This is a genomic window from Advenella sp. FME57 (assembly GCF_014897675.1).
Taxonomy (GTDB): Bacteria; Pseudomonadota; Gammaproteobacteria; order Burkholderiales; family Burkholderiaceae_B; genus Advenella.
In genome coordinates this window covers 228,124-251,906 of the sequence record NZ_JABUXU010000006.1, presented here as the reverse complement: position 1 = coordinate 251,906, position 23,783 = coordinate 228,124, and the positions used below count along the sequence as shown (strand labels likewise).

At 55.9% G+C, this 23,783-nt stretch carries 24 protein-coding genes; 8 read left to right on the top strand and 16 right to left on the bottom strand.

Translation table 11 applies throughout. From position 1 onward, the window contains the following. Positions 1 to 154 precede the first annotated feature (154 nt). Complete coding sequence (rsmI, locus tag INT32_RS09495; protein WP_193088481.1) at positions 155 to 1,093, top strand: 16S rRNA (cytidine(1402)-2'-O)-methyltransferase; 939 nt, start codon at positions 155 to 157, stop codon at positions 1,091 to 1,093. 149 nt (positions 1,094 to 1,242) lie between these two features. Here the strand turns inward: rsmI and INT32_RS22140 are convergent, their stop codons facing one another. The 10 genes from INT32_RS22140 to INT32_RS09445 form a co-directional block, all read right to left on the bottom strand. Continuing rightward, positions 1,243 to 2,457 (bottom strand): septal ring lytic transglycosylase RlpA family protein, encoded by a 1,215-nt coding sequence (locus INT32_RS22140; RefSeq protein WP_226816830.1) that lies wholly within the window; start codon positions 2,455 to 2,457, stop codon positions 1,243 to 1,245. 1 nt (position 2,458) lies between these two features. Next, on the bottom strand, positions 2,459 to 3,325 hold the full coding sequence (gene rapZ / locus INT32_RS09485; RefSeq protein WP_193088480.1) for an RNase adapter RapZ: 867 nt from the start codon (positions 3,323 to 3,325) through the stop codon (positions 2,459 to 2,461). Between the two features lie 246 nt (positions 3,326 to 3,571). Continuing rightward, positions 3,572 to 4,504, bottom strand: coding sequence for an HPr(Ser) kinase/phosphatase (gene hprK / locus INT32_RS09480; protein ID WP_193088479.1), 933 nt, complete (start codon positions 4,502 to 4,504; stop codon positions 3,572 to 3,574). A gap of 14 nt (positions 4,505 to 4,518) precedes the next feature. After that, positions 4,519 to 4,977, bottom strand: a complete 459-nt coding sequence (locus INT32_RS09475) for a PTS sugar transporter subunit IIA (RefSeq protein ID WP_193088478.1) — start codon at positions 4,975 to 4,977, stop codon at positions 4,519 to 4,521. 103 nt (positions 4,978 to 5,080) lie between these two features. Beyond that, a complete protein-coding gene (gene hpf / locus INT32_RS09470) occupies positions 5,081 to 5,401 on the bottom strand; it encodes a ribosome hibernation-promoting factor, HPF/YfiA family (RefSeq protein ID WP_193088477.1) in 321 nt (106 codons plus the stop codon). A 228-nt stretch (positions 5,402 to 5,629) separates the two neighbouring features. Next, complete coding sequence (gene lptB, locus INT32_RS09465) at positions 5,630 to 6,421, bottom strand: LPS export ABC transporter ATP-binding protein (RefSeq protein ID WP_193088476.1); 792 nt, start codon at positions 6,419 to 6,421, stop codon at positions 5,630 to 5,632. Positions 6,422 to 6,424: 3 nt separating this feature from the next. Then, the gene (lptA, locus tag INT32_RS09460) at positions 6,425 to 7,123 is read right to left on the bottom strand and encodes a lipopolysaccharide transport periplasmic protein LptA (protein ID WP_193088475.1); all 699 of its coding nucleotides are present in this window, start codon (positions 7,121 to 7,123) and stop codon (positions 6,425 to 6,427) included. Continuing rightward, positions 7,120 to 7,746: an LPS export ABC transporter periplasmic protein LptC gene (gene lptC, locus INT32_RS09455; protein WP_193088474.1), complete on the bottom strand. Its 627-nt coding sequence runs from the start codon at positions 7,744 to 7,746 to the stop codon at positions 7,120 to 7,122. The genes lptA and lptC overlap by 4 nt, the downstream gene beginning before the upstream one ends. 4 nt (positions 7,747 to 7,750) lie before the next feature. After that, positions 7,751 to 8,347, bottom strand: a complete 597-nt coding sequence (locus INT32_RS09450; protein ID WP_193088473.1) for an HAD family hydrolase — start codon at positions 8,345 to 8,347, stop codon at positions 7,751 to 7,753. Positions 8,348 to 8,350: 3 nt separating this feature from the next. Beyond that, entirely contained in the window at positions 8,351 to 9,340 is a 990-nt protein-coding gene (locus INT32_RS09445) for an SIS domain-containing protein (protein ID WP_193088472.1), read from the bottom strand. A gap of 459 nt (positions 9,341 to 9,799) precedes the next feature. On the opposite strand from INT32_RS09445, the gene purT reads away from it, so the two are divergent. After that, positions 9,800 to 11,026, top strand: a complete 1,227-nt coding sequence (gene purT / locus INT32_RS09440; RefSeq protein ID WP_193088471.1) for a formate-dependent phosphoribosylglycinamide formyltransferase — start codon at positions 9,800 to 9,802, stop codon at positions 11,024 to 11,026. An 89-nt stretch (positions 11,027 to 11,115) separates the two neighbouring features. After that, complete coding sequence (locus tag INT32_RS09435) at positions 11,116 to 11,655, top strand: adenine phosphoribosyltransferase (protein ID WP_193088470.1); 540 nt, start codon at positions 11,116 to 11,118, stop codon at positions 11,653 to 11,655. Between the two features lie 233 nt (positions 11,656 to 11,888). Here the strand turns inward: INT32_RS09435 and ilvA are convergent, their stop codons facing one another. Then, positions 11,889 to 13,397, bottom strand: a complete 1,509-nt coding sequence (ilvA, locus tag INT32_RS09430; protein ID WP_193088469.1) for a threonine ammonia-lyase, biosynthetic — start codon at positions 13,395 to 13,397, stop codon at positions 11,889 to 11,891. A 116-nt stretch (positions 13,398 to 13,513) separates the two neighbouring features. On the opposite strand from ilvA, the gene INT32_RS09425 reads away from it, so the two are divergent. Then, positions 13,514 to 14,113, top strand: coding sequence for a YqaA family protein (locus INT32_RS09425; protein WP_226816827.1), 600 nt, complete (start codon positions 13,514 to 13,516; stop codon positions 14,111 to 14,113). Between the two features lie 169 nt (positions 14,114 to 14,282). Here the strand turns inward: INT32_RS09425 and INT32_RS09420 are convergent, their stop codons facing one another. The 5 genes from INT32_RS09420 to INT32_RS09400 all read right to left on the bottom strand — a co-directional run bounded on the left by INT32_RS09420 (position 14,283) and on the right by INT32_RS09400 (position 19,689). Then, positions 14,283 to 15,035 (bottom strand): LamB/YcsF family protein, encoded by a 753-nt coding sequence (locus tag INT32_RS09420; RefSeq protein ID WP_193088468.1) that lies wholly within the window; start codon positions 15,033 to 15,035, stop codon positions 14,283 to 14,285. A 131-nt stretch (positions 15,036 to 15,166) separates the two neighbouring features. After that, complete coding sequence (locus INT32_RS09415) at positions 15,167 to 16,189, bottom strand: biotin-dependent carboxyltransferase family protein (RefSeq protein ID WP_193088467.1); 1,023 nt, start codon at positions 16,187 to 16,189, stop codon at positions 15,167 to 15,169. Positions 16,190 to 16,198: 9 nt separating this feature from the next. Then, positions 16,199 to 16,951 (bottom strand): 5-oxoprolinase subunit PxpB, encoded by a 753-nt coding sequence (gene pxpB / locus INT32_RS09410; protein ID WP_193088466.1) that lies wholly within the window; start codon positions 16,949 to 16,951, stop codon positions 16,199 to 16,201. Between the two features lie 227 nt (positions 16,952 to 17,178). Further along, the gene (locus INT32_RS09405; RefSeq protein ID WP_193088465.1) at positions 17,179 to 18,144 is read right to left on the bottom strand and encodes a tripartite tricarboxylate transporter substrate binding protein; all 966 of its coding nucleotides are present in this window, start codon (positions 18,142 to 18,144) and stop codon (positions 17,179 to 17,181) included. Between the two features lie 39 nt (positions 18,145 to 18,183). Further along, positions 18,184 to 19,689 carry an AMP-binding protein gene (locus tag INT32_RS09400; RefSeq protein WP_193088464.1) on the bottom strand — a complete coding sequence of 502 codons (1,506 nt, stop codon included), beginning with the start codon at positions 19,687 to 19,689 and terminating at the stop codon, positions 18,184 to 18,186. A gap of 167 nt (positions 19,690 to 19,856) precedes the next feature. On the opposite strand from INT32_RS09400, the gene INT32_RS09395 reads away from it, so the two are divergent. The 4 genes from INT32_RS09395 to INT32_RS09380 all read left to right on the top strand — a co-directional run bounded on the left by INT32_RS09395 (position 19,857) and on the right by INT32_RS09380 (position 23,778). Next, positions 19,857 to 20,777: a LysR family transcriptional regulator gene (locus INT32_RS09395; RefSeq protein ID WP_193088463.1), complete on the top strand. Its 921-nt coding sequence runs from the start codon at positions 19,857 to 19,859 to the stop codon at positions 20,775 to 20,777. Between the two features lie 224 nt (positions 20,778 to 21,001). Beyond that, a complete protein-coding gene (locus INT32_RS09390; RefSeq protein WP_193088462.1) occupies positions 21,002 to 21,967 on the top strand; it encodes a tripartite tricarboxylate transporter substrate-binding protein in 966 nt (321 codons plus the stop codon). Positions 21,968 to 22,000: 33 nt separating this feature from the next. Continuing rightward, positions 22,001 to 22,969 carry a tripartite tricarboxylate transporter substrate binding protein gene (locus tag INT32_RS09385; RefSeq protein ID WP_193088461.1) on the top strand — a complete coding sequence of 323 codons (969 nt, stop codon included), beginning with the start codon at positions 22,001 to 22,003 and terminating at the stop codon, positions 22,967 to 22,969. 32 nt (positions 22,970 to 23,001) lie between these two features. Beyond that, the gene (locus tag INT32_RS09380; protein ID WP_193088460.1) at positions 23,002 to 23,778 is read left to right on the top strand and encodes an enoyl-CoA hydratase/isomerase family protein; all 777 of its coding nucleotides are present in this window, start codon (positions 23,002 to 23,004) and stop codon (positions 23,776 to 23,778) included. Positions 23,779 to 23,783 lie beyond the last annotated feature (5 nt).

Genomic DNA, 23,783 nt, shown 5'->3' with positions numbered 1-23,783 from the left:
CGCGATGAGCTGGTGGCTTTGTATGGGCGCGGGCGTCTGCGGCTCGCCGCAGGCGTGTTTTGCAGGTTTTTTTCCAGTCACGGCATGGATCCACAGGGGTACGATGGCTATCGGGGATAATGTCCGGATATGATTTTTTCACACAGAGAAGTCCATGACTACCGAAAGCGGACAATTTGACGCCCGATGGCAGCGCGTGCTGCATGACCTGGCCAGCCAGGACTGGCCCGCCGGGTGCTTGTATGTGGTTGCGACGCCGATCGGCAACCTGGCCGACCTGTCGCCGCGTGCGTTATATGCGCTGCAAAAGGCCGACCTGATCGCGGCCGAAGACACGCGTTCTTCCCGCGTGCTGCTCAATGCCTGGGGGATAGAGACCCCGATGATGGCGGCGCACCGGCATAACGAGGCGCAGGCGGCGGCGACCCTGTTGCGCCATTTGGACCAGGGGCAGCGGGTCGCACTGATTTCCGATGCTGGCGCGCCGGCGGTCAGCGATCCGGGGGGGCGCATTGTGAGTGAAGTGCGCGCTGCCGGGCACCAGGTGCGGGTCATTCCGGGTCCTTCGGCGGTGATTGCCGCTCTGATGGGTAGCGGCGCCACCAGCGATGAAAATCCAGCCTTTGTCTTTGCCGGCTTTGCACCGCACAAAGCCGTGGCGCGGCAGACCTGGCTGAAGACCTGGTGTGCGGTGCCGGCGGCCATTATTCTTTTTGAATCGCCGCATCGGGTGCGCAGCACGGCGACCGACATTGCTGCAATCGCAGGCAATGACCGTCCGGTGACCGTAGCGCGGGAATTGACCAAGCGGTTCGAGCAAATTGCCACCGTACCGGCAGGGCAGCTTGCCGACTGGTTCGCGCAGGATAGCCAGCGAACGATGGGTGAGTTTGTCCTGATTGTTCATGAGGCAGCAACACAAGAGGCGGCGGTGCTGGGCCAGGACGCAGAGCAGATTGTGGCCGCCATGCTTCGGTCTTATTCTGTGAAAGATACGGCCAGACTGCTTGCCGCTTTCAGCGGTCTGCCGCGTGACGTGCTGTACGCCAAAGCGCTGCAGTTAAAGCAGCAGGACAGTGAAGCGCAAGACTGAGTGCTGTGTGATCTTCTGCGATCTGTTCTCTATGGTGGCGCCTGATCAGCTTGCGACCAACATACAGTGAGCGTTAAAACACAAAGGCCGTTCCCGGGAGGGGAACGGCCTTGTTGCTTATGTCGACGTTGTGTCGGCGATCAGTGTGATTACAGCATTTTCTTGGCTTTGACCTGTGTTTCGGTGCTGCGTTCGCCCGCTGCCGCTGCCTTGGAAATGGGTTCGATCTTCACTTTGTCGCTACCCCGATTGACAATGCCCAGGCGTTTTGCGGCACCATAAGACAAATCAATGACCCGGTTGCCAACGAACGGTCCGCGATCATTGATGCGCACCACGATGCTTTTGCCGGTGGACACACGCGTTACCCGGACATAGGACGAAATGGGCAGGCGCTTGTGAGCGGCTGTCATTGCATTCTGATTGAAGGTCTCGCCATTGGCGGTCTTGCGACCATGGAAACCCGGGCCGTACCAGGAGGCGATGCCTTCCTGGGAAAAACTGCTGGTCTCGTCTATGCTCATTGGCTTGTAACGGATCCCTCTGACTGTGTAGGACCTGCTGGTGCCGGAGAGCGCCTTCCTTGCCTTGGTGACAATATCCTTGTCTGCAGGTTGCGCATCGTCCCGTTTGGCCAGGCTGACGTCTTCTTTGGGCATCTGAATTTCGTACTCGCTTTCAGGAATAATGCCGTTTTCCGTGATGCGCATCGTCAGGCCGTCAACCAGTTGCGGTTTGCTGCTCTCGGCGGGCGTCGCGGGCGCTGTCGTCACCGGTGCTGCGGCAACGTTTGCCTGCTTGACTGCTGCTGTGGTTTTTTCTTCATTGGCCTTGCCAGCCAGTGGTTGTGTGCCGGCGCGAGCGCTGGCTTTCTGCGCCAGGCGGGATTCCGCTTTGGCTTGTCGTTTAGGCTGTCCACCTGTGGTCGCAGCCGGCTTTACCGAGGCCCCTGTGCGGCTAGCCAGTGTATTGCCGGTTTTGACCGCATTGCCAGGCTTGGCGGCGTCCCGGTTGCCACCCTTGACTGTCTGCGAGTCAGATTCAGGCTTGGCTGGGGAGGCGGTCACCGCAACTTCAGCTTTTGCCGGATTTTTGGCTGCTGTCGTGGGTTTGGCAGCGACCGCAGCGTCATCGGCCGCTTCGGGTACGACCCCGTTGGCTGTGATGCGCATTTTTTGCACAGGCGCTGCCGGCTTTTTGGCTTTTGCCCCTGGCGCAACGGCGTCGGACGGCGCAACCATGTGTTTAGAAAAATCCTGGTTTTCGCGGATTTCGATGCCGGCGGCATGGACGATCGGCGCGAGAAAGAGGCCGGTTATAAGTGTCGTTAAGGTGTTGCGTATTAAAGTTGTTCGTTTCATCATGTCATAGTGTCAACTGGGCACGATGCCTAACGCGTAAGGGTTTGTAGGAACTGAAGCGCTTGGCCAGTTCTTCGGCCACGTAAACCGATCGATGCTGACCACCGGTGCAACCAATGGCAACGGTGAGATAACTACGCGTATCCTGCATATACAATGGGAGCCATTTTTCAATATATGCGGCAATATCGTTGATTAAGGCGGGCACGCTGTCAAATTGAGCCAGCCATGCCGCCACGGGTTCATCACGGCCCGTAAGCGGGCGTAAGTTGCTGTCGTAATGAGGATTAGGCAAGCATCTTACATCAAAAACGAGGTCCGCGTCATTAGGGACGCCTTTTTTGTAGGCGAAGGATTCGAAGGTCAAAAGGACCTCCGGCTCTTCATGATCGACCACATCTTTGACCCATGCGCGCAATTGTCCGGGCGTCAGGCCCGAGGTATCGATCACGTGTTCCTGCTCGCGCAACGGCGCCAGAAGATTGCGTTCGTGTGTGATGCAATCCTCCAGAGACGGCGTAATTCCTGTGGTTTCGCGCATGCGGTTGCTTAGCGGGTGCTTGCGGCGCGACTCGGAATAACGATGAATCAGGGTCTCGTCATCGGAGTCCAGAAAGATAGCTTGCATGGGCAGACCCATGCTGCGAAGGGCGGTAATGACCTCCGGCAGGCCGGCCAGTTCGCCCGGCGTTCTGACATCAATTGCAACAGCTACCGACTTGAGGCTGTTTTCCCTGGCGTTGGCAACCAGGTCGTGCAGCAGGCTGACGGGCAGGTTATCGATGCAGGAGTATCCGAGGTCTTCGAGCTGGCGCAGAGCAACGGATTTTCCTGATCCTGAAATGCCGGTAATAAGAACAACATGAAGCATAATGGGTGTAAATCCTGGACAAAACGTATGGATGGTCGGAAAAATGGCCTTTTCGTTCTTGCGCAGTCTTGGTGGCCGAAATCTATGTCTCTTACCCTATTTAACCATAGGCACGTGACAAAATATAACAGGTCGGGATTTGGTTCGGTAAAACCTGTGCGTCCTCTGTTGTTCCTATTATATTCTGCGGCTGATGGCCTGGCGGCAGGCAAGGGCCGGTTCGATCCTGCAAAGAACGACTGCCCGTCAGAGGTTGCTGTTTTCCATGATGGCGGCCGCCTGCCGCTCCATGAACTCGCCAAGGGTGTCAATGCCGCGCAATTTGAGGATGGTATTGCGCACGGCAGCCTCCACAAGAACGGCCAGATTGCGCCCCGCTGCCACCTGCAGCATGACGCGGCGGATAGGGATGCCCAGCAAGTCCTGCGTCTGGTCCTGAATCGGCAAGCGCTCGAACTTTTCACTGTTGGCGCGCACCAGATGCACAATCAGCTTCAGGCGCATCTTCCGGCGCACCGAGGTTTCCCCGAAAATGGTGCGGATGTCCAGCAGGCCCAGCCCGCGCACTTCGAGCATATTGCGCAGCAGGTCGGGGCATTGGCCTTCGATCAGTGTGGGCGAGGTGCGGGAAAAATCGACGGCGTCGTCTGCCACCAGGCCATGTCCGCGGGAAATCAATTCAAGCGCAAGCTCGCTCTTGCCCAGCCCAGACTCGCCCGTAATCAGCACGCCAAGCCCCAGCACGTCCATAAAAACGCCATGTACCGTGGTTTTAGGAGCAAAACGCTTGTTCAGGTAGATACGCAGTACGTCAATAAGATGCGCAGCATCTACCGGGGTTGAAAGCAAGGGGATTCTGCTGCGGGCGCAAAAGCTGACCAGATCGGCGGGAGAGTCCAGCCCTTCGGCCAGAATCATGGCCGGTACGCCCCCTTCGGCCAGTTCGATCAGGATTTTTTCACGCTGAACGGCAGAAATGCGGTTATAGAAGATCAGCTCTTCCTTGCCGAATACCTGAATCCGTGAGGGGTGGACAACGTTCAGGTGCCCGATCAAGTCTGCTGCGGAGGTATTGGCCGACGAATCCTGGATATGGCGGGTGCGACCTTCCTTGCCGGCGATCCAGGTGAAACGCAGCGTTTCGTCATTGTCGGCTGCCAGATCCTGAATACTGAGCATGAGCGTGCCCCCGATTAATTGCCGGCAGAGTGGGCCAGCAGGTGATGAATGCCTTCTGCATTGGGGCTGCCCAGCAATTGCTTGCGTGTGTCTGCGCTGGAGAGCAATTGTGCCAGTTCGGCCAGTATTTCCAGATGCTGCTGGGTTGCGCTTTCGGGCACCAGCAGGATGACCAGCAGTTGCACATGTTGCCCGTCAGGCGCATCGAAGGGGATGGCCGAGCTCAACCGCATGACGGCTGCGACGGCCTGCTTCAGGTTGGCGATGCGGCCGTGAGGCACCGCTACACCATGGCCCAGGGCAGTAGAGCCCAGTCGCTCACGCGAGAACAGGCTGTCGAAAACCGTGGAGCGGGCAATGCCCTGATTGTTTTCGAACAGCAGCGCAGCCTGTTCGAAGGCGCGCTTTTTGCTGGTGACATTGACATCCAACAGGATATTTTCCTGCGGAAGGATACGGGATAGTTGATTCATGCCGCAATTATAGGATGTTCTTACAATAAGAAATAGAAGGGTAAGCTAAAACCCGGCCATCCGGCCGGGTTTAGGCGAAAAACGGGAAAAAAGTACAACGTATCTAGCCGATACTCATTCTTTTTGCCGATTCATTGGAGTGATTTGACGCTTTCGTTTTGTATTTGATGACTTGTCTGTCGGTTTTGTCCGAAAGCAAATCAATGGCCGCATACAGATTTTCGTCCGTGACTTCGCAGTGGATGTCTTTGCCCGGCACGCGTAGTGTTACTTCTGCGCTGTGCTTCAGCGGTTCCCTGGACAGGATAACCTGGGAGTCAATGACATGATCGAAGTGCCTGAGGACTTTGGCGAACTTGGTCACTACGTATTCTTTAATTGCAGGGGTGATTTCCACATGATGGCCACTGATATTAAGATTCATAGTGTGCTCCTTTTGAAAGTTGAATAGGCAGACGCCGAAACAGGACAGGGCGTCAGTATAAAAAGATGAGAGAGGCGTAACTCCTTTTTTTGACAGGTTGATGAAAAGCTGTTTTTTCAGTCCGTATGGATAGTTTAAACCTTATTTGGACTTATACAAGCCCCCCGGCAAGCGGCGGCCTGCTTGCCTGCGCCCCTGTGGCAGGGCGCGGCAGGGGCAAGCAGATAGTTACATTTTAAAGTGTTCGCCAAGGTAGACCTTGCGCACTTCAGGGTTGGTAATAATGGAGTCGGGTTCGCCATCAGTGAGCACCTTGCCGGCGCTGATAATGTAGGCGCGATCGCAAATGCCCAGGGTTTCGCGCACGTTGTGGTCGGTAATGAGGACCCCGATATTGCGGCTTTTGAGAAAGCGTACGATGCGCTGGATTTCAATTACAGCAATCGGGTCTACGCCCGCAAAGGGTTCGTCCAGCAGAATGAAGCGAGGATTGGTGGCCAGCGCCCGGGCAATTTCAACCCGACGCCGCTCACCGCCTGAAAGGGAAATGGCGGCGTTCTTGCGAATGTGGGTAATTTGCAGCTCGTCGAGCAGCAGTTCCAGTTGTTCCTGGACCCGTTTGCGCGTCAGCGTCTTGCCGGTGTCAGGGTCATCCTGCAGTTCCAGCACGGCCTGAATATTGTGTTCGACGCTCAGGCGCCGGAATACCGAGGCATCCTGGGGTAGATAGGACAGGCCCAGGTGGGCGCGCTTGTGGATGGGCAGAGCGGTAATATCGCGCCCGTCAATTTCAATTCGTCCGAAATCGGCCGGCACCAACCCCACGATCATGTAAAAACTGGTGGTTTTGCCGGCGCCATTGGGGCCGAGCAGGCCGACGACTTCGCCGCTGGACACGGAGATGGAGACGTCCTGGACAACACTGCGGCCATTGTATATTTTTTGCAGGCCAATGGCTTTGAGCTGCCCCAGACTGTCAATGGTATTGGTCTGCAGGCTAGAGCTGGATGAGGTATTCATGCATTAATTCTGGGTTGCTTTGCCGGCGGCGCCGGTTGCAGCCGATCCGCCGTCCTGGGCAGGTGCCTGGATGGTGCTGGGCATTGGCTTGTTGTTATACAGCTTGCGGCATTCGGCCACGGCCTGGTCTGTTTTGGCTCGCGGTTGTGCAATGGAGCGCACCCGACCAGGTTGGGCCGCCGACGACGGGCCCCCGGTTGCCGAGTAGGTATTGTTCTGGTTGTTGAAAGTGACAACTTCACCATTGACTGTATCGAACGGCTTGCCACAAACAAACCGGGTCACCGTGGCGTGGCCGATCATCTTGACCGTGTTCAGTTTGCCATCGTACTCGCCGCGATCTCCGCGCGCTTCCACCACTTCGTAGCTCTCGGGCCGTTCCTGCCGAATGAAGACAAAACGCGATTTGCTGACCGTGGCCACGCCATGCTGGAAGCCCTGCGCATCTTCGCGCAGGCTGAGCTTGTCGGCGGTCAGTTTCATCAGGCCGCGCGTGAGAATGACATTGCCAGTAAAAACGCTGGTTTTGTTTGCATCATCATAGCTCAGGGTATCAGACAAGACCTGGGTGTCAGGCTCTTCTTTATTTGCCGCGTTGTTGGAGCCACCAGACGTCTGGGCCAGCGCCGCAGTGCCGGCCAGCAGGGCACAAAGGCCAAGGCACAGCGCGGGTGTCGTGATTCTGAAAGATGACGCATTCATTGCGGGGAGTTTCCTTGCTTGTTGGGGATGATGGTGCGACGCCGTTGACTGTCCTGCCCTGAGATGGAGACGTCGGAAGAGGAATATACGTCGAGTTTTCTGGTTTTGTTGTTATACATCATTCCGTTGCCGTTCATACGGGAATTGCCGTTGATGACGAGCGCCGGTTTGTCAGTCGTTATGATATCTTCATTGGGGTAGATGATCAATTGCTCGCTGGTGACGTCCAGTGCCTTGTCTTCGCCATGCGGGAAGCGATGCAAATGGGCGTTGTCCTGCATGATGATCTTGTTGCCGTCATCAAGTACTGTGGCCGTATCGGCGGTGCCCACGGTACGGGGCGAGTCCGGGCGCTGGCCAGTGGCTGTAGCGTTGGTAATCAGATAACTGTCGTTATAAGGAAAGTGCTGCATCTGCGAGCCTTCCAGTCGGTTGATCGGCACACCGCTCGCATCGGAGCTGAGCATGACGAATTTTTCCGACCACGAATCGGGTTCCTGCGTTTTGCGTGCTGGCGGGTCTACATCAATCGCCCGCTGCGCATAATCGGCTGCCCACCAGGTTGAGATAACCAGTGTAATGAGCATGAACAGCGCGATAAGGGCAGGGAAACGTTCTTTCATCGCATTACTGGATGACGTTGCCGGTAATCCGGCCTGGCGTGAAAAAGCCGGAAAGGGTGCCCTGGGCCGCCAGGATCAGATCGGTACACTCGCGTACGGCGCCACTGCCACCTGGCAACGTGGTAGTCCAATGGGCCGTTTGCTGCACATACAGCGGTGCGTTGGGCACGCTGATGGCGAAGCCGCATTTTTGCATGGCCGGCAGGTCGATGACATCGTCGCCCATGAACGCAACGTTTTCGAAGCCCAGCCCCATGTCGCCTGCCAGTTGGCTAAGTACGGCCACCTTGTCGCGCACATTCTGAAAGACATCCGACATTCCCAGGTCGGCGGCGCGGCGCGTCAGGATGTCTCCTTCGCGACCGGTAATCAAGACCACGCGCACGCCTGCCTGTTGCAGCATTTTCATGCCATGTCCGTCCAGCGCGCAAAAGCGCTTCATGAGTTCGCCGTGCTCGCCGTACCACAGACTGCCGTCGGTCAGGATGCCGTCTACATCAAAGGCGATGAGCTTAACTTGTGCCGCCAGCTCGCGCACGGGCTGGCTGATTTTGGAAAGGACCAGTGCTTCGGCCGGATGGGGGGGGGTGATTGGTTTCATACGTCAGATTACTTTTGCATCCATTAGGTCGTGCATGTGCAGGGCGCCGACCAGCGTTTGTTCCTGATTGACCACCAGCATGGTCGAGAGTTTTTGTTGCTCCATGACGGCGGCCGCTTCCGCAGCCAGCGCATCGGGGCCGATTGTACGCGGATGGGGGGTCATGACTTGCCCTGCCGTAATCGGGCGGATGTCCCCTTTTTGCATGATAAGACGGCGCAGGTCGCCATCGGTGAAAATACCCAAGGGCTTGCGTGTCTGGTCGGCAATGACCGTCATGCCCATGCGCTTGCCTGTCATTTCTTCGAGTACTTTTTGCATGGGTGTGTCCGGACCGACAATGGGCAGTTCCTTGCCCTGGCGCATGACATCGCGCACGTGCGTGAGCAGACGGCGGCCCAGCGCGCCGCCGGGGTGCGAGCGGGCAAAATCGGACGTGCCAAAGCCGCGCGCTTCCAGGCACGCAATAGCCAGCGCATCGCCTAATGCGAGCGTGACGGTGGTGCTGGAGGTGGGGGCCAGATTAAGGGGGCAGGCTTCACGCGTGACGCCAACGTCCAGGAAAACATCAGACAGACTGGCCAGTTCGGAATAGCGGTTACCGCAAATGCCGATGATTTTCGAGCCCAGCCGCCGTGCGATAGGCAAAATAGTTGCCAACTCGGGAGATGATCCGGAATAGGATACGGCAATAATAATGTCGTCGCCGGTAATCATGCCCAGATCGCCGTGCGCGGCTTCGGCGGCGTGCACAAAATAGCTGGGCGAGCCGGTGGAGGCGAAGGTGGCCGATATTTTCCGGGCAATATGTCCCGATTTGCCGATGCCCGTGACTGCAACCCGGCCCGTGTTGGCAAGCAGCAGGTCTACCGCCTGGGCGAAGCGTTCATCCAGGCGTGCGTCAAGGTGCTGCAACTCGGCAATTTCGGTTTGCAGCGTACGATGCGCAGAGGCAAGGGCATCATCAGAAGTAAATGCTATTTCATTGACCATCCGGCAATTTTAATCGCAACGCGAGTGCAAGATGGATAAATTTCAGGCTTCTGTCAAAATGCGCATTGCAGCGGGTTGCAACCGGAACCGGCGTCCGGCGAGCGGCGCAGCCGTCGCCAGCCGACCCCGGCGCAGTTTGCCCGGCACAGGTTGTGGCGCGCAAGGGAAATCGGCTGTCGGCGGCGCGACGCTGTTTTTGTCATGCAGGCGTTTTATAATCGACGCTGTCCGTACCCTGTTTGCCTGTAATCGACCCCGTGATGGCGTTGCTGCGAAGTTGAACTGGAGCAACTGCGTTTGCGCCGGCCAGCGTGTCTGCAGCGTGCCTTTGGTGTCCATTTCGCGTCCCTTTAGTGTCCATTTAGCGTGTTTTAAAGTGCCAGCAGAAAGAACCGGGTATTTTTCGCCGTTGCCGACCCGTATGGCAACCGTACAATCTTCTTGATCACCAATGCCATCATGACTGTCAATCCTGCTTCTCCTGTTTTGAGTACCCCTTTTTCCAGCGCGGCAACCCGCGTGATGCTGCTCGGCTCGGGTGAATTGGGCAAAGAGGTCGTGATCGCCCTGCAGCGCCTGGGCGTCGAAGTGATCGCCGTGGACCGCTACGAAAATGCGCCGGCCCACCAGGTGGCCCATCGCGCCCATGTGGTGAACATGACAGACAGGGAAGCCCTGCGCCGCATTATCGAGGCAGAGCAACCCCATGTGATCGTGCCCGAAATCGAGGCGATCGCCACCGATCTGCTGGTTGAGCTGGAAGCGCAGGGGCAGGTACGGGTCACGCCGACGGCACTGGCAGCGAGGCTGACCATGGACCGTGAAGGTATACGCCGGTTGGCCGCCGAAACGCTTGGCCTGCCCACGTCGCCCTATCGCTTTGTCGATACGCAGCAAGCGTTGCAGCAGGCCATTGATGAACAGATAGGGTACCCCTGCGTGGTCAAGCCGGTCATGTCCTCTTCAGGCAAAGGCCAGTCACTCATTCGCAATGCCGATGATGTACAGCACGCCTGGCAGTACTCGCAGGAAGGCGGGCGCGTTGGCAAGGGCAGAATTATTGTCGAGGGATTTATCCGCTTCGATTATGAAATCACCTTGCTGACCGTGCGGGCCCGTGATCCGAAAAGCGGTGAGATCGTCACCCATTTTTGTGAACCTATCGGTCATCGTCAGGAAGCCGGAGACTATGTGGAAAGCTGGCAGCCGCAGGTCATGTCGGCCGCAGCGCTGCAGCAGGCCAAAGAGATCTCTCTGGCGGTTACCGGCGCCTTGCAGGGGTTGGGCGTCTTTGGCGTAGAACTGTTTGTGGCAGGCGATCAGGTCTGGTTTTCCGAAGTCAGTCCGCGGCCGCACGATACCGGAATGGTTACCATGATCACTCAGATTCAGAATGAATTCGAATTGCACGCGCGGGCGCTGCTTGGGCTGCCGGTCAATACCGCGTTGCGCGCCACCGGGGCCAGTAGTGTGATTTATGGCGGCGTGGATGCACAGGCCGTCAGCTTCAGTCACGTGGCCGAAGCGCTGGCAGAGCCAGATACCGACGTACGTCTTTTTGGCAAGCCGCAGTCCTTCGTGCGTCGACGCATGGGGGTGGCGCTGGCCGCGGCGCAAACGACCGACCTGGCCCGTGAAAAAGCATTGCGCGTGTCGTCGGCCATCAAGGTGTCGCCCATCGATTAAGGGCGGCAAGCGAATCGCCGGTATCGGCGTTCGTGAATCGGCTATAGTGTCGTTGTTTGATTTTCACCGTCACAGGAGTTTCTGACATCATGACCATGATTGACCCGCATCAAATGGTGATCAACGCCATCCGCAGCGTGCCTGACTGGCCGAAGCCGGGCATTACATTTCGTGATATCACACCTGTGTTACAAGATCCGCGTACGTTCCGGGTTCTGCTGGATATTTTTGTTTACAGGTATATGCGCGAACGGCTGGATCTGATCGCCGGCGTTGATGCTCGCGGCTTTATCGTGGGCAGCGTGCTGGCCTATGAGCTCAAACTGGGGTTTGTGCCGGTACGCAAGAAAGGCAAGCTGCCTTTTCAGACACTGGCCGAGGAATACTCTCTGGAGTATGGCAATGCCAGCGTCGAAATGCACGCTGACGCAGTTCGTCCCGGCCAGCGCGTGCTACTGGTGGATGATCTGATTGCGACGGGCGGCACCATGCTGGCCGCTGCCAAACTGTTGCAGCGCCTGGGCGCGAACGTCGTGGAAGCGGCGGCTATTATTGATCTGCCCGAGCTGGGTGGTTCGAAATTGTTGCGGGAAAATGGCGCGTCCGTCTTTACGGTCTGTGAGTTCTGAGCACGGCCATTGTTTGCCATGCAAGCATGGCCCCACAGCCAGGCGGCACCTGTTGCGAGCGTATGTGGGGATGACAGGGGCTGCCGGTATTGAGCAACGTTGCCAGGCCGGGCCCGGATAGACCAGCACGGACCGCGCAAAGCCATCAGGGGAAACAGGCTGGTTTCTCCTGATCTGCCCGCTGTGCGCCATCCATATGTTTCCTATATGGCTGACTGCTGTCCGGGTTGTTTTTACAGAAACAGCTTGTACGCCGGGTTCTTGCTTTCGTTCTCGTAAGGATAGCCAATTTGCGAGAGGAATTGTTTGAACGTCTTTTTGTCGGCAGGTGGAACCTGTATGCCGATCAGCACCCGCCCATAATCAGAACCCTGGTTGCGGTAATGAAACAGGCTGATATTCCATTCCGGGTTCATGGTATCCAGGAAACGCATCAGCGCACCCGGGCGTTCCGGGAACTCAAAGCGGTACAATTCTTCATTATCTGCCAGTGGCGAATGGCCGCCGACCATATACCGCAAATGTGACTTGGCCAGATCGTCGTGGCTCAGGTCCAGGGTTTCGAATTTCTTGCGGCGCAGGGTGTTGGCCAGTTTGTCGGCTTCAGCGTGTGAGCTGATCTGTACCCCGACAAAGACATGCGCCTTTTGCGCGTCGGAAATGCGATAGTTGAATTCGGTCACACTGCGGTCACCCAGCAGCGTACATAATTGGCGGAAGCTGCCACGCTCTTCGGGCATGGTAACAGCAAAGATGGCTTCGCGGGCTTCGCCCACGTCGGCCCGTTCTGCAACAAAACGCAGCCGGTCAAAGTTCATGTTGGCGCCCGAGGCAATGGCAATGACGGTTTTGTTTTTCCAGCCGTGCTCGGCAACATAGCGCTTGGCGCCGGCCAGGCCAAGCGCGCCAGCCGGTTCCACCACGTTGCGGGTATCCTGGAAAATATCCTTGATTGCCGCGCATAACTCGTCAGTATTGACGGTAATGACATCGTCTGCATATTTATGAATCAGGCGGAAGGTTTCGCTGCCGACCTGTTTGACTGCGGTGCCATCGGAAAACAAACCGACGTCGTTCAGATGGACGCGGCGTCCGGCGCGAAAACTGCGCGCCATGGCATCGGAGTCTTCTGTCTGTACGCCAATGACGGCGACATCCGGGCGTAACTGTTTGATGTAGGCGGCAATGCCGGCGAGCAGCCCGCCGCCGCCGATAGGCACAAAAACCGCGTCCAGTTTGCCAGGGTGCTGATGCAGGATTTCCATGGCAACGGTGCCTTGTCCTGCAATCACGTCGGGATCGTCAAACGGATGCACGAAGGTGAGCTTTTCCTTTTTTTCAAGGGTGCAGGCAAATTCATAGGCGTCGCTGTACGAGTCGCCGTGCAGCACCGCTTCGCCGCCCAGGCGCTTTACTGCATCCACTTTTACAGCTGGCGTTGAAGTAGGCATGACAATCACGGCGCGGCAGCCCAGTCGCTTGGCCGACATGGCCACGCCCTGGGCATGGTTGCCGGCAGAGGCGGCGATCACCCCGCGTTTGAGCGCTTCGGGGGGCAAATTGGCCATTTTGTTGTAGGCCCCGCGTATTTTGAAGCTGAAAACCGGCTGGGTGTCCTCACGCTTGAGCAGCACTGTATTCTGAATCCGCTGCGAGAGCAGGGTTGCCGGTTCCAGGGATGTTTCGATTGCGACATCGTAAACACGAGAGGTCAGTATGCGTTTGAGGTAGTCGGTTGACATGTTATTTTTGAAAGAAAAGAGAATACAAATGAGCGCTTAAGGTTAACATAGCGGATCTGATTTTGGGATTAAAGCCGGAACCGTCGTTTTCAAAAAGTCGGTCCAATAGGGAAGTTATGGAACATGAAGTAATGCTGTGGGTCAGGGAAATGCTGACTGTGTTATCCCTTCCGACTGTCGGTTTGCCCGGCATTTTCGTCGTTGCGCTTGTCTCTGCCACGCTGCTGCCACTGGGCTCGGAGCCCGTGGTCATCGCCTATCTGAAAATTGCGCCCGACATGTTCTGGCCTGCCATGGTGATCGCCACCGTGGGCAATACCATTGGCGGGGTGATCACTTACTATATGGGTACGGCGGCGAAGGTCGCCTACGAAAAATTTCAGCACAAGCAGGCGCTGGCGGCCGGTGAAATTGTCGATGAGACCGGTCTGGCGGTTGCGGCCGAAGAAAAATACCTATCCGAAGGCGACGACGCTGCGCCGGCGCCTGCCGCCCCGGGAAAAGAAGGGGGGCGGTGGCATGGCAAGATGACCTATTATTTTGACCGATTTGGCCCCGCAGCGTTGTTGTTCTCCTGGCTGCCCGTGGTGGGCGATCCCCTTTGCGGTGTTGCCGGATGGATGCGCCTGCCCTTGTTGCCGTCTATTGTCTTTATGACCATCGGCAAGTTCCTGCGCTATCTGCTGATGACCTCCGCTGTATTGTGGCTCTGGTAAAAAGCGGCGGGGCCCTGGCTGCCGGGTTGGCCGGGCAATGTCCGAGCGTTGATCGCCTCGTGACAGATTCAATAATGATCATTGTCGGCTGGCAACAAAATAAACAATAGCGTGACCGGCAACGATCAAGGTGTGGTGACCTCCTTAATCGTGCATCACAGCAATAGCCTCAATGGGCCATCAGCAGCCCTTCCTTTGCAAAAACGGCGTGAATCTGTCGTGCAAATTCCAACGCATGCGCGCCGTCGCCATGCAGGCACAGCGTGTCTGCTTCGATCTCCACCTTTTTGCCTGACTGGGCGATCACATAGCCCTCACGCACCATTGTCAGCGCCTGAGCCACGGATGTCTCAACATCTTCGATCAGGGCGCCGGGCTGACTGCGTGGGGTCAGGGTGCCGTCGTCCTGATAGGAACGATCGGCAAAGACTTCCTGCATCACGTTCAGGCCCAGGCCGCGGGCGATCTCTACCTGTCTGCTGCCAGCCAGCGCAAACAGCGTCAGTTGCGGATCGACATCGACTACCGCCTGGGCAATGGCCGCCGCCAGTTCGGCATGATTGGCCGACATGTTATATAAGGCGCCATGCGCTTTTACATGATAAAGCCTGCCGCCCTGGGCACGGGCGACCGCGGCAAGCGCGCCGATCTGCACGACGACCAAGTCATAGGCGGCAATGGGCGTGAGCGCAAAGGGGCGGCGCCCGAAGCCGCGTATATCGTCCAGGCCAGGGTGCGCGCCAGGCTTGACGCCCTGTTGCAGTGCCAGTTGCATCGTGTGCCGCATGGTATGCGCATCTCCCGCATGAAAGCCGCAGGCGATATTGGCCGACGTGACATAAGGCATGATGGCGGCATCGTCACCCATGGTCCAGGCGCCAAAGCTTTCGCCCATATCACAATTGAGATCAATTTTTTTCATGGAATTCTTCCCTCTGCCTCATGCATGTGAAAACGCGGCAGTCATATCGGCATTTATACCGCATTCTATCCTGTAAGAGGCGGGCAACAAACGGTGCCCGCCAAATAACGCCACCATTGGTCCTGAGCATCTCACTCAGAGAATGCAGCGGCAATTTTTGTGGTGAGCGGCGCCAGGGCTTGCAGCAATGGGGCAAACAGCGCTTCGCGTTGCCGGAAGATCTGGTGCGCTTCGTCCAGGCTGATCAGTGTCAGCTCAAGGCGCTCGCCGGGTAAACAGCGCGCCAGCACAGGCAAGTCTACGCTGGCGACATTGGCGATTTTGGGGTACCCGCCGGTGGTCTGGCGGTCTGCCATCAGAATAATCGGCAGGCCATCGGGCGGAACCTGAATAGTGCCAAAAGCAGTGGGCTCCGAGAGAATCTGCAAGCCGGGTTCGGGTTCCAGGCTAGGGCCGTCAAGGCGGTAGCCCATGCGATCCGAATTTGCGGTAATGCGATAGGGTGAATTCAGAAACAGCGCTTGCTGTCGGGTGTCAAACAGGGTCCAGTGCACCCCCCGGGTAATCCGAATATGTCGTCGTGCTGCCAGCCCGAGCCCTGCCGGTAGATAGATCCGGAAGGCATCCAGAAAGTTGTCCAGCGCGTCAACGGCGGTTGCATTGATCGTCCGGTTAAGAATAAGCGTGTCGTCTTTAGCCAGTGCACGTCCCTGAATGCCGCCCATGCGGCTTTTGAGGTCTGTGCTGGCGCTGTCCATGCTGGTGGTCAGTTGTACGCCGCCGGCAATGGCCAGGCTGGCGCGCGCATGACCCTGCGGCCGACCATTGAGCATGGGGGCCGCACCGATGTCCAGTATCTGACCGGCGCGAATCAGGTGCGGGCGGTTGACCGCCAGCGGTCTTTTGTCGCATCGCAGGGAAAAAGGGGCGCCGCAAACGGCGATGCAGGCATTCTGCTCGAATTTGATCTGCGGACCGGAAAGCGTCATTTCCAGCACGGGCAAGGGCGTGCGATTACCCACCAGGGCATTGGCCAGCCTGTACGCAACCTGGTCCATGACGCCGCAGACCGGTGCACCGTAGGCCTGGTAGCCATGTCGTCCGGCATCCTGAAACACGGACAGGGGGCCGGGTTTGAGCACCAGCAGACTCATGTTCTTACCTCAACCCGTGGCATGTTGTTGCGCCTTGATCTGTTCATACTGTTCGCGGTCGATGGCTTCGAACTGCACTTGGTCGCCAGGAGCATAAAGCGCATAGGGCGGGGTGCTCGGGTCAAACAGGCGCAACGGTGTCGCGCCGACAATATTCCAGCCGCCCGGCGATTCATTGGGATAGATGACGGTCTGGCGGTTGGCGATGGCGACCGAACCGGCAGGCAGACGATTGCGCGGCGTGCTGCGTCGGCCGATGGCAAGACGGCTATCGGACAAACCCATATAACCCATGCCGGGGGCAAAGCCGAGCATGAAAACGCGAACCGGCGCTGTAGTGTGCAATTGAATCACCTCATCTACCGTGAGTTCGCAATGCCTGGCAATCTGTGCCAGATCGATGCCCAGTTCCGGGTCATAACAGACCGGGATACGGATCAGTCGGGTCGCTTCGGTAACACTATCGGCGGCGGCGTCTTGCAGCCGGGCCAGTGGCGCCAGCACGGCAGTCAGGGTGTCTATCAGCGTTTTGTGTACAGGCGGCTCGGCATAAAAGGGATGCAGATACACCCCTAATGTAGTGAAGGTGGGAACCAGGTCGCTGATATAGGGCAGGCCGGCGTTGTGAATGAGCTCCGCAGCCTGGCGCGCCCGCGCGTTGATGGCCGGATCAATGCGATCGCCGAAACGGATGATCAGGCAATGATCGCCTTCAGAGGTAAAGGTCCAGGGGGCGGTGGAATTGGCCGGGTGTGAACTCATGCGTTGTGCAAATGCTGTCGGAAAACGGGACCTGCGAACGGGTGTGCCGTACAGTTTATCAGTAATCCGAAAGATGCGACGACGGCTAGGGGTAAAACCTGAGTCCGATATCCGTCGTTGTTGCAGTGAACGCGCCTGTTCAATCTGCCTCAGTGAAAAGCGGCAGATTGAACAGGCACTCGCCAGATTTTGCTCTCATACGATAAGGTGATCTTTCAGCGATGCCATCAATCCAGTGAAAGCTGTTTCAGGTCGACAATCCGTTTCCAGCTGGCCAGATCGGTTTGGACAAATTGATCAACCTGCTGCTGATTCTGATTTTTTTGTACGATCAAGCCCAGGGCTTCGAAGCGTTTCCTGAAGCTGTCCGAGGTAATGACCTGGTACGCAGCCTTATGCAGCTTTTCAGTGACTGCTGCAGGTACGTCCTTTTGCGCCGCCAGCCCGAACCAGGTGGCGACATGAAAACCCGGGAAGCCCGATTCCGCAACGGTGGGCACATCAGCAAGCACCTTGAGCCGCTCCGACGTTGTGACGGCGATGGGCCGCACTTTGTTTGCCGATATCAGTGGCAGCGAGGTGCTCACAACGTCACTCATCAAATCCACGTCCCCGGCGGCCACGGCCGTCAGCGCCTGCGCCGTGCCGTTGTAGGGCACATGCGTCATATTCATTTTTGCCTCTTCATTCAATATCTCGGTAGCCAGGTGCAGCGGGCTGCCCTGGCCCACGGACGAATAGTTCAGTCCCTTTGGTACGGTCTTGGAATAGCTGATCAGCTCCTGGATATTGCGCACCTTGAGCTTAGGATTGACGACAACGACCAGGGGCGCTTCGGTAGCAATGGCAAAGATCTTGAAGTCTTCCAGTTTGTAAGGTGTTTTTTTGTATAGCAAGGGGTTCAGTATCATGCTGCCGTTGCTGGCCATCAAAAGCGTATAGCCGTCTGCAGTAGCATTGGCAACATAGCCGGTGCCGATGGATGTATGCGCGCCTGGCTTGTTATCGACTACCACCGGCGTCTTCAATTGCTCGGCGAGCCCCTGGGCCAGCGACCGCGCCATCTGGTCTGTCGGGCCGCCGGCTGTGTAAGGAACAACCAGCGTAATTGGCTTGGTCGGGAAGTCGGCGGCCAGGGCTGCCGTATTCATGGTCAATGCCGCAAGCAATAGGTATCCGGTTATTCGTTTCATTTGATTGTCTCTCTGTTTGCTGATTATTATAAAAATAGTTTAAAGGTAGGTGACCGGTGTATTGGCCAGTGAATGTTGCAGTTTCTTTTTAAATAGCTTGCCGGTCTCTTCGCGGGGCAGCTTGTCAACCACGCCGATTTTTTTGGGAATCTTGTAGCCTGCCAGATGCGTCCTGAGAAACTGGATGAATTCATCTTTGTCCAATGTGCGCCCGGCCTTCATCTGCAGCAGACAGATCAGGCTTTCTCCAAACTCCTCGTCCGGGATGCCGAATACGGCGGTGTCTTCAATGTCCTGCCGCTGATGAATGAGCTGTTCTATTTCGGCGGGGTATATATTGGCGCCGCCAGAAATAACCATATCCGATTGTCTGTCGGTCACATACAAATATCCTTCATCATCCAGATATCCAATGTCACCAACGGTCAATAAACCGTCGTACTCCATGGATTGGCGCGCATCATGATTGTTTTTGTAGGTGAAGTCGGCATAGGCGGGTTGTCGCGCGTAAATCAGCCCGCTTTGGCCCGCTTGCGCCCATATTCCGTTTGCCCGGATTCTGATTTGGGCATTGCCCAGTGGTTTGCCGGCGCTGCCGGGTTTTTTCGCTGATTCAGTCGCGTTGATCAGTGTGACCAGGCCCATTTCGCTGGAGGCGTAGCTTTCATGGATGACCGGTCCGAGCCATTCAATCATCTGGCGTTTGACGGGGGCAGGGCAGGCCGAACCGGTAGAGGCAACGAACTGCAGGCTGGACAAATCGTATTTCTCTTTGCTCGCCTGTGGCAGATCGAGCATTCTTTTGTACATCGTGGGGACAAGATAGGCAGTCGTTACGCCGTATTTTTCAATTAGCTGCAGGACTTTTTCGGCATCGAATCTGTCCATCAGGATAAGCGTGCTGCTGTATAACAGCGCCTGCTGGACATAACTGTTGGTCGCGCTGTGATGCAGTGGCGCGGGCATTAACGCCACACCCGCGCCTTCAATGCCCAGTGCGCCGGCGATGAGGCCGGGCGAGGCGGAAATGTCGGCCCGCTGTTTTTTCGCCCGTACGATCCCTTTTGGCTTGCCCGTGGTGCCCGATGTATAGGGCATATGGGTGCCAAGATATCTGGAGCGAGGCAGTGCCGGGGCCGTGCGAGGGGCCACTTCGGAATGATTCAGTTTGTAGTAGGTATGCGTGCGGGTGATTTGGCCACGCTCTTGATCTGCAAGAATGACCGTCATTTCATTAGGCACAACCGCCTTGATTTTTTCGTAGCCTTCGTTGCAGGTCACAATCACTCTGGCTTCGCTGTCGCGCAACAGATAGCTGACTTCGGCCGGTGTCAGCCGGTAATTGATCGGACAATAATTATTGCCGTATAGCATTGAAGCGGCAATTGCTTCAATAAGCGAAGGGCAATTGGGCAGGTAAATGGCAATCACATCAGTATCTGTGATGCACGCTTGTTCGAATGCGCCGGTCAGCAAGTCCGTTTGCCGATTTAGCGCTTCATTGCTCACCACGGCATCATTGAAAACCAGATTTGCCTTGATCATTGTCTCGTGTCCTTTCGTTATAAGAAAAAGCTTACCGAATCTGCCCTGCCGATACAACGCGGTTGCCCTCAACAGATTGTTTATTAATTATGAACAATATAAAGGAAAACACCTACAATACAAGTCGATGATCAATGACGGCATGCACAAGGCAGGGTGTATTTCATATGAAACCTTATGAATACGATTTGAATCTTTTATACGTTTTCCATGAAATTGTGCGTACAGGCTCGCTGTCTGCCGCCGGCAGAAAATTGCGAATCAGCCGCTCGGGGGTCAGCCAGAAACTCAAGGCGCTGGAAAACAGCACTGGCACGCAACTGATCCGTCGCTCTACGCGCGACATTGATCTGACAGGGTCAGGCCAATGTCTGTATGACCATTGCGTCGGAATCTTTGAGCAACTGGATAATGCGCAGCGTCAGCTATCGGGCCTGAAAAATGAAATGCAGGGTCATATACGCCTATGCGTGCCGACCAGCCTGGGCCAGGACTATTTCAACACTGTCCTGATCGACTTCATCAAAGAGAACCCGAATATTTCCTTCACAATCATTTTCAGCAACAGGATCAAGAATTTCCTGTCTTCCGAAATTGATGTTGCCTTGCAGATAACAACGATTGACAATATTCCTCAGGACTATGTCGCCCGTGAAATAGGCGTTGTGCCCTGGTGTATATGTGCTGCGCCTGGTCTTCTGGAAACGATTGGGCCGATTACGATGCCAGGGCAGCTGGCCACCTTGCCATTTATTACGCCTACCTACACCGTGGCTAGCCCCAAACTTACTGTTATCACAAATGAAAATAGCACGGTCCATATTCCGCTCAGCTTGCGGGTGCAGTCCGAATCGTTGCCATTTCTCAGGGATAACGTGATCTGCGGCCAGGGCATTGGCTTGCTGCCGGCTTATTCGATACAAAAAGAACTGGATGATGCTTCCCTGGTCAGGCTATTGCCAGAGTGCCAAATAAAAGGTTTCGGCGATCGTTTGTATGTGATATCCACACAGACTTTCCATATGACTCAATTGCAAAGAAGGTTCATCGATTTTGTCATCCGCAAATTAAGACGGATGTTTGCCTAGCGCGCGGCGCCGTGGTGCTGGCCTCAGAAACGCAAATGATTGCTCCTCACTCTACTGTGAATATAAGCTTGTGTTCTGGTTGGCTGGGTTGTGCGGGTTAATCCTAATTTGTCCGATTCTTGCCTATCTGTATAGTTTGAACTTAACGATCGTTCGGTAAGTTCAAGTAGCTGATCCGAGCGGCTTATAAAAAATAAGGAGGCAAGGTGAGGATTTTGTTACCCGTGTTCTTGGCATTCGTCGCGCTTACCGGTTCACAGCCGTCTGTCGGTGCTGACGAAATCACTTTTCCAAATAAAGCGATCCACCTGGTCGTGCCTTTTGCCCCTGGCGGCGGAGCGGATACCGGTGCGCGCAGGTTTGCAAAGGCGATGTCCGAGTTGGTCGGGCAAAGTGTTATTGTCGAGAACGTACCGGGCGCAGGAGGCACGCTGGGTGCCGCCCGAGTAGCGCACGCGGCTCCCGATGGCTATACGCTTTTGTACACCACGCCCGGCCAGCAAATGACCGCACCTTATCTGATAGATAACTTGCCCTATGATGCATTCAAGGACTTGCGCGCCGTCAGTAAACTGACGGCGGGCGTCAATGTTCTGGTTGTTACCAGAGACTTTCCTGCAATCTCAATACAGCAATTGATCGACTACGCGAAGAAAAATCCGGCCAAGGTCAATTTTGCCAGTTCGGGTATTGGTTCGACCAGTCATCTTGCTGGAGAGCTGTTCAAGAAAATGGCTGGCATAAACATCACCCACGTACCTTACAGGGGCTCTTCTGTTGCTGCGGCCGATATTGTAGGAGGGCGCGTGCAGATGACGATCGATACGCTCAGCGTATACCTGCCGCATATCCGCTCGGGGAAGGTGCGGGCTCTGGGCGTGTCTACATTGCAGCCGGCTGCCATTGAACCGGGCATCCGACCCATCGCCGATGTACTGACCGGTTTCGAAGCTTCGCCGGTCAATTACATTACGGCGCCTGGCGCAACACCCGATGCCATTATTGAAAAGCTCAATACGTTAATCAATAAGGTCGCGTCCGACAAGACATTACAGGCAACGTTTGCCTCAACCGGTTCCATGCTCGGTGGCAGTACGCCTGAGCAAATGGAGGCCCTCGTCCGCAGCGAGCAGAAGCGCTGGAAAGCGGTCATCGATAGTGCCGCAATTGCGGTGACACATGAAAAATAATTGACTGTTCAATATCTTCCCGAGATCAAAAGCATGAGAAAACACCAAACGAAATTAAAAATCGCGATTGCGTCTTTATGTGCTGCATGCGCGTTTTCGGCGCACGCGCAGACCTTCCCGGATCGGCCTATTACACTTGTTGTGCCCTATGCCGCAGGTGGCATCACTGATGCATATGCCCGCTCGATTGGTGATTATCTGGGGCGTTTGTGGAAGACGCAGGTAGTGGTCGAAAACAAAGGCGGCGCAGCCACGATTATCGGTACGCAGCAGGTTGCCAGAGCCAAACCCGATGGCTACACGCTGTTGCTAACCAGTTATGCATATACATCCAATCCGATCCTGAGAAAGGACCTGCCGTACGAGCGTGCTGCGCTGACACCGGTCATGTTGCTGGGCAACAGCCGCAGTATGCTGGTTGTGCCCGGAAAGAGTGATTTGCATACGCTTGATGACGTGATCAAGAAGGGGAAAAAAGCACCAGGTAATCTGAAGTTTGCGTCGTCAGGCAATGCCTCAAGCCCCCATGTTGCCGCTGAGTTGTGGGCCAAGCAGGTGGGTGTGAGTTTTACTCATGTTCCATACAAAGGCACAGGACCGGCCATGAATGACCTTTTAGCCGGCCTGGTCGATGGCATCTTTGACGGACCGAGCTCCATTACCAATGTGCGTGCGGGACGGTTACGGGCACTTGGTATTGCGAATGAGTCCAGACATCCCGCAGCACCTGAAGTGCCAACTTTCAAGGAACAGGGTATAGATATGGTCTTTGGTAGCTGGTTTGGCTTCATGGCGCCAGCCAATACGCCAAAGCCCGTTATCGATAAATTGAATAAGGGATTGAATACCTCGCTTAAAGACCCGAAGGTTCGAAAAGTGCTCGATAACGCAGGATTGTTTGTTGTCGGTGGCACGCCAGCCGAGTTTGCCGGTTTCCTTGATGCAGAGGCCCGAAAGCTGCAGGGCCTGGTGGATGGCGGTGTGAAGTTTATCGTTCAGTAAAGACCAGAATACTATCAATGGAAACCAAACCAATGACTCTGAAGTTTATCGAAGTTGAACGTCTAGATGGCGTTGCTATTGTTTATTTGAATCGCCCACCCGTCAATGCGCAAAGTGCTGCCCTGCGTGAGGAGTTGATTGGCGTTTTTGACTCTTTCAATGATGATGAAGAAATACGATGTGTTGTGCTGACTGCGCATGGCGACATATTTTCTGCGGGTGCGGATATCTCCGAGCGTCCTGCTATAAAGCAACGCGGTCCAGGCGCTTACTGGAGTCACAATCGTCTGGTGCGCGAAGCGGCCCTTTCCATTGCTGATTGCAGCAAACCGGTTATCGCAGCGGTAAACGGTCCCGCGCTTGGAGCCGGCTTCGGGTTGATGGCTGCTTGCGATATATGGATTGCTTCGGATAATGCTTATGTGGCCATGCCAGAGATTAACGTCGGGCTGGCAGGCGGGACGGCATTATTGCAGCGAATCTTCGGAAAATCCAGGGCCCGGCGTATGTTTTATACCGGAATGAAAGTGACCGCTGATGAACTCTACCGTTTAGGGTTGATAGAGGCCAGCCTGCCGCGGCAAGAGCTATTGCCTTATGCCTTGAATTTGGCTAAAGAGATCGCAGCAAAAGCGCCCTTGTCTTTACAGTATGCCAAGCAGGCTGCGCAAGTGACGCTCAATATGCCACAGCGCGAGGGTTATCGTTACGAACAAAACATTACTGTTGCGCTATCGAGGACAGAAGACGCCGCCGAGGCGCAGCAGGCTTTTCTGGAAAAACGTACGCCGCAGTACAAGGGCAGGTGATATGG

Excerpts from the sequence above, each read along its gene's own strand:
- rsmI (WP_193088481.1), top strand. The coding sequence starts at position 155 with ATGACTACCGAAAGCGGACAATTTGACGCCCGATGGCAGCGCGTGCTG.
- INT32_RS22140 (WP_226816830.1), bottom strand. The coding sequence starts at position 2,457 with ATGATGAAACGAACAACTTTAATACGCAACACCTTAACGACACTTATA.
- rapZ (WP_193088480.1), bottom strand. The coding sequence starts at position 3,325 with ATGCTTCATGTTGTTCTTATTACCGGCATTTCAGGATCAGGAAAATCC.
- hprK (WP_193088479.1), bottom strand. The coding sequence starts at position 4,504 with ATGCTCAGTATTCAGGATCTGGCAGCCGACAATGACGAAACGCTGCGT.
- INT32_RS09475 (WP_193088478.1), bottom strand. The coding sequence starts at position 4,977 with ATGAATCAACTATCCCGTATCCTTCCGCAGGAAAATATCCTGTTGGAT.
- hpf (WP_193088477.1), bottom strand. The coding sequence starts at position 5,401 with ATGAATCTTAATATCAGTGGCCATCATGTGGAAATCACCCCTGCAATT.
- lptB (WP_193088476.1), bottom strand. The coding sequence starts at position 6,421 with ATGAATACCTCATCCAGCTCTAGCCTGCAGACCAATACCATTGACAGT.
- lptA (WP_193088475.1), bottom strand. The coding sequence starts at position 7,123 with ATGAATGCGTCATCTTTCAGAATCACGACACCCGCGCTGTGCCTTGGC.
- lptC (WP_193088474.1), bottom strand. The coding sequence starts at position 7,746 with ATGAAAGAACGTTTCCCTGCCCTTATCGCGCTGTTCATGCTCATTACA.
- INT32_RS09450 (WP_193088473.1), bottom strand. The coding sequence starts at position 8,347 with ATGAAACCAATCACCCCCCCCCATCCGGCCGAAGCACTGGTCCTTTCC.
- INT32_RS09445 (WP_193088472.1), bottom strand. The coding sequence starts at position 9,340 with ATGGTCAATGAAATAGCATTTACTTCTGATGATGCCCTTGCCTCTGCG.
- purT (WP_193088471.1), top strand. The coding sequence starts at position 9,800 with ATGACTGTCAATCCTGCTTCTCCTGTTTTGAGTACCCCTTTTTCCAGC.
- INT32_RS09435 (WP_193088470.1), top strand. The coding sequence starts at position 11,116 with ATGACCATGATTGACCCGCATCAAATGGTGATCAACGCCATCCGCAGC.
- ilvA (WP_193088469.1), bottom strand. The coding sequence starts at position 13,397 with ATGTCAACCGACTACCTCAAACGCATACTGACCTCTCGTGTTTACGAT.
- INT32_RS09425 (WP_226816827.1), top strand. The coding sequence starts at position 13,514 with ATGGAACATGAAGTAATGCTGTGGGTCAGGGAAATGCTGACTGTGTTA.
- INT32_RS09420 (WP_193088468.1), bottom strand. The coding sequence starts at position 15,035 with ATGAAAAAAATTGATCTCAATTGTGATATGGGCGAAAGCTTTGGCGCC.
- INT32_RS09415 (WP_193088467.1), bottom strand. The coding sequence starts at position 16,189 with ATGAGTCTGCTGGTGCTCAAACCCGGCCCCCTGTCCGTGTTTCAGGAT.
- pxpB (WP_193088466.1), bottom strand. The coding sequence starts at position 16,951 with ATGAGTTCACACCCGGCCAATTCCACCGCCCCCTGGACCTTTACCTCT.
- INT32_RS09405 (WP_193088465.1), bottom strand. The coding sequence starts at position 18,144 with ATGAAACGAATAACCGGATACCTATTGCTTGCGGCATTGACCATGAAT.
- INT32_RS09400 (WP_193088464.1), bottom strand. The coding sequence starts at position 19,689 with ATGATCAAGGCAAATCTGGTTTTCAATGATGCCGTGGTGAGCAATGAA.
- INT32_RS09395 (WP_193088463.1), top strand. The coding sequence starts at position 19,857 with ATGAAACCTTATGAATACGATTTGAATCTTTTATACGTTTTCCATGAA.
- INT32_RS09385 (WP_193088461.1), top strand. The coding sequence starts at position 22,001 with ATGAGAAAACACCAAACGAAATTAAAAATCGCGATTGCGTCTTTATGT.
- INT32_RS09380 (WP_193088460.1), top strand. The coding sequence starts at position 23,002 with ATGACTCTGAAGTTTATCGAAGTTGAACGTCTAGATGGCGTTGCTATT.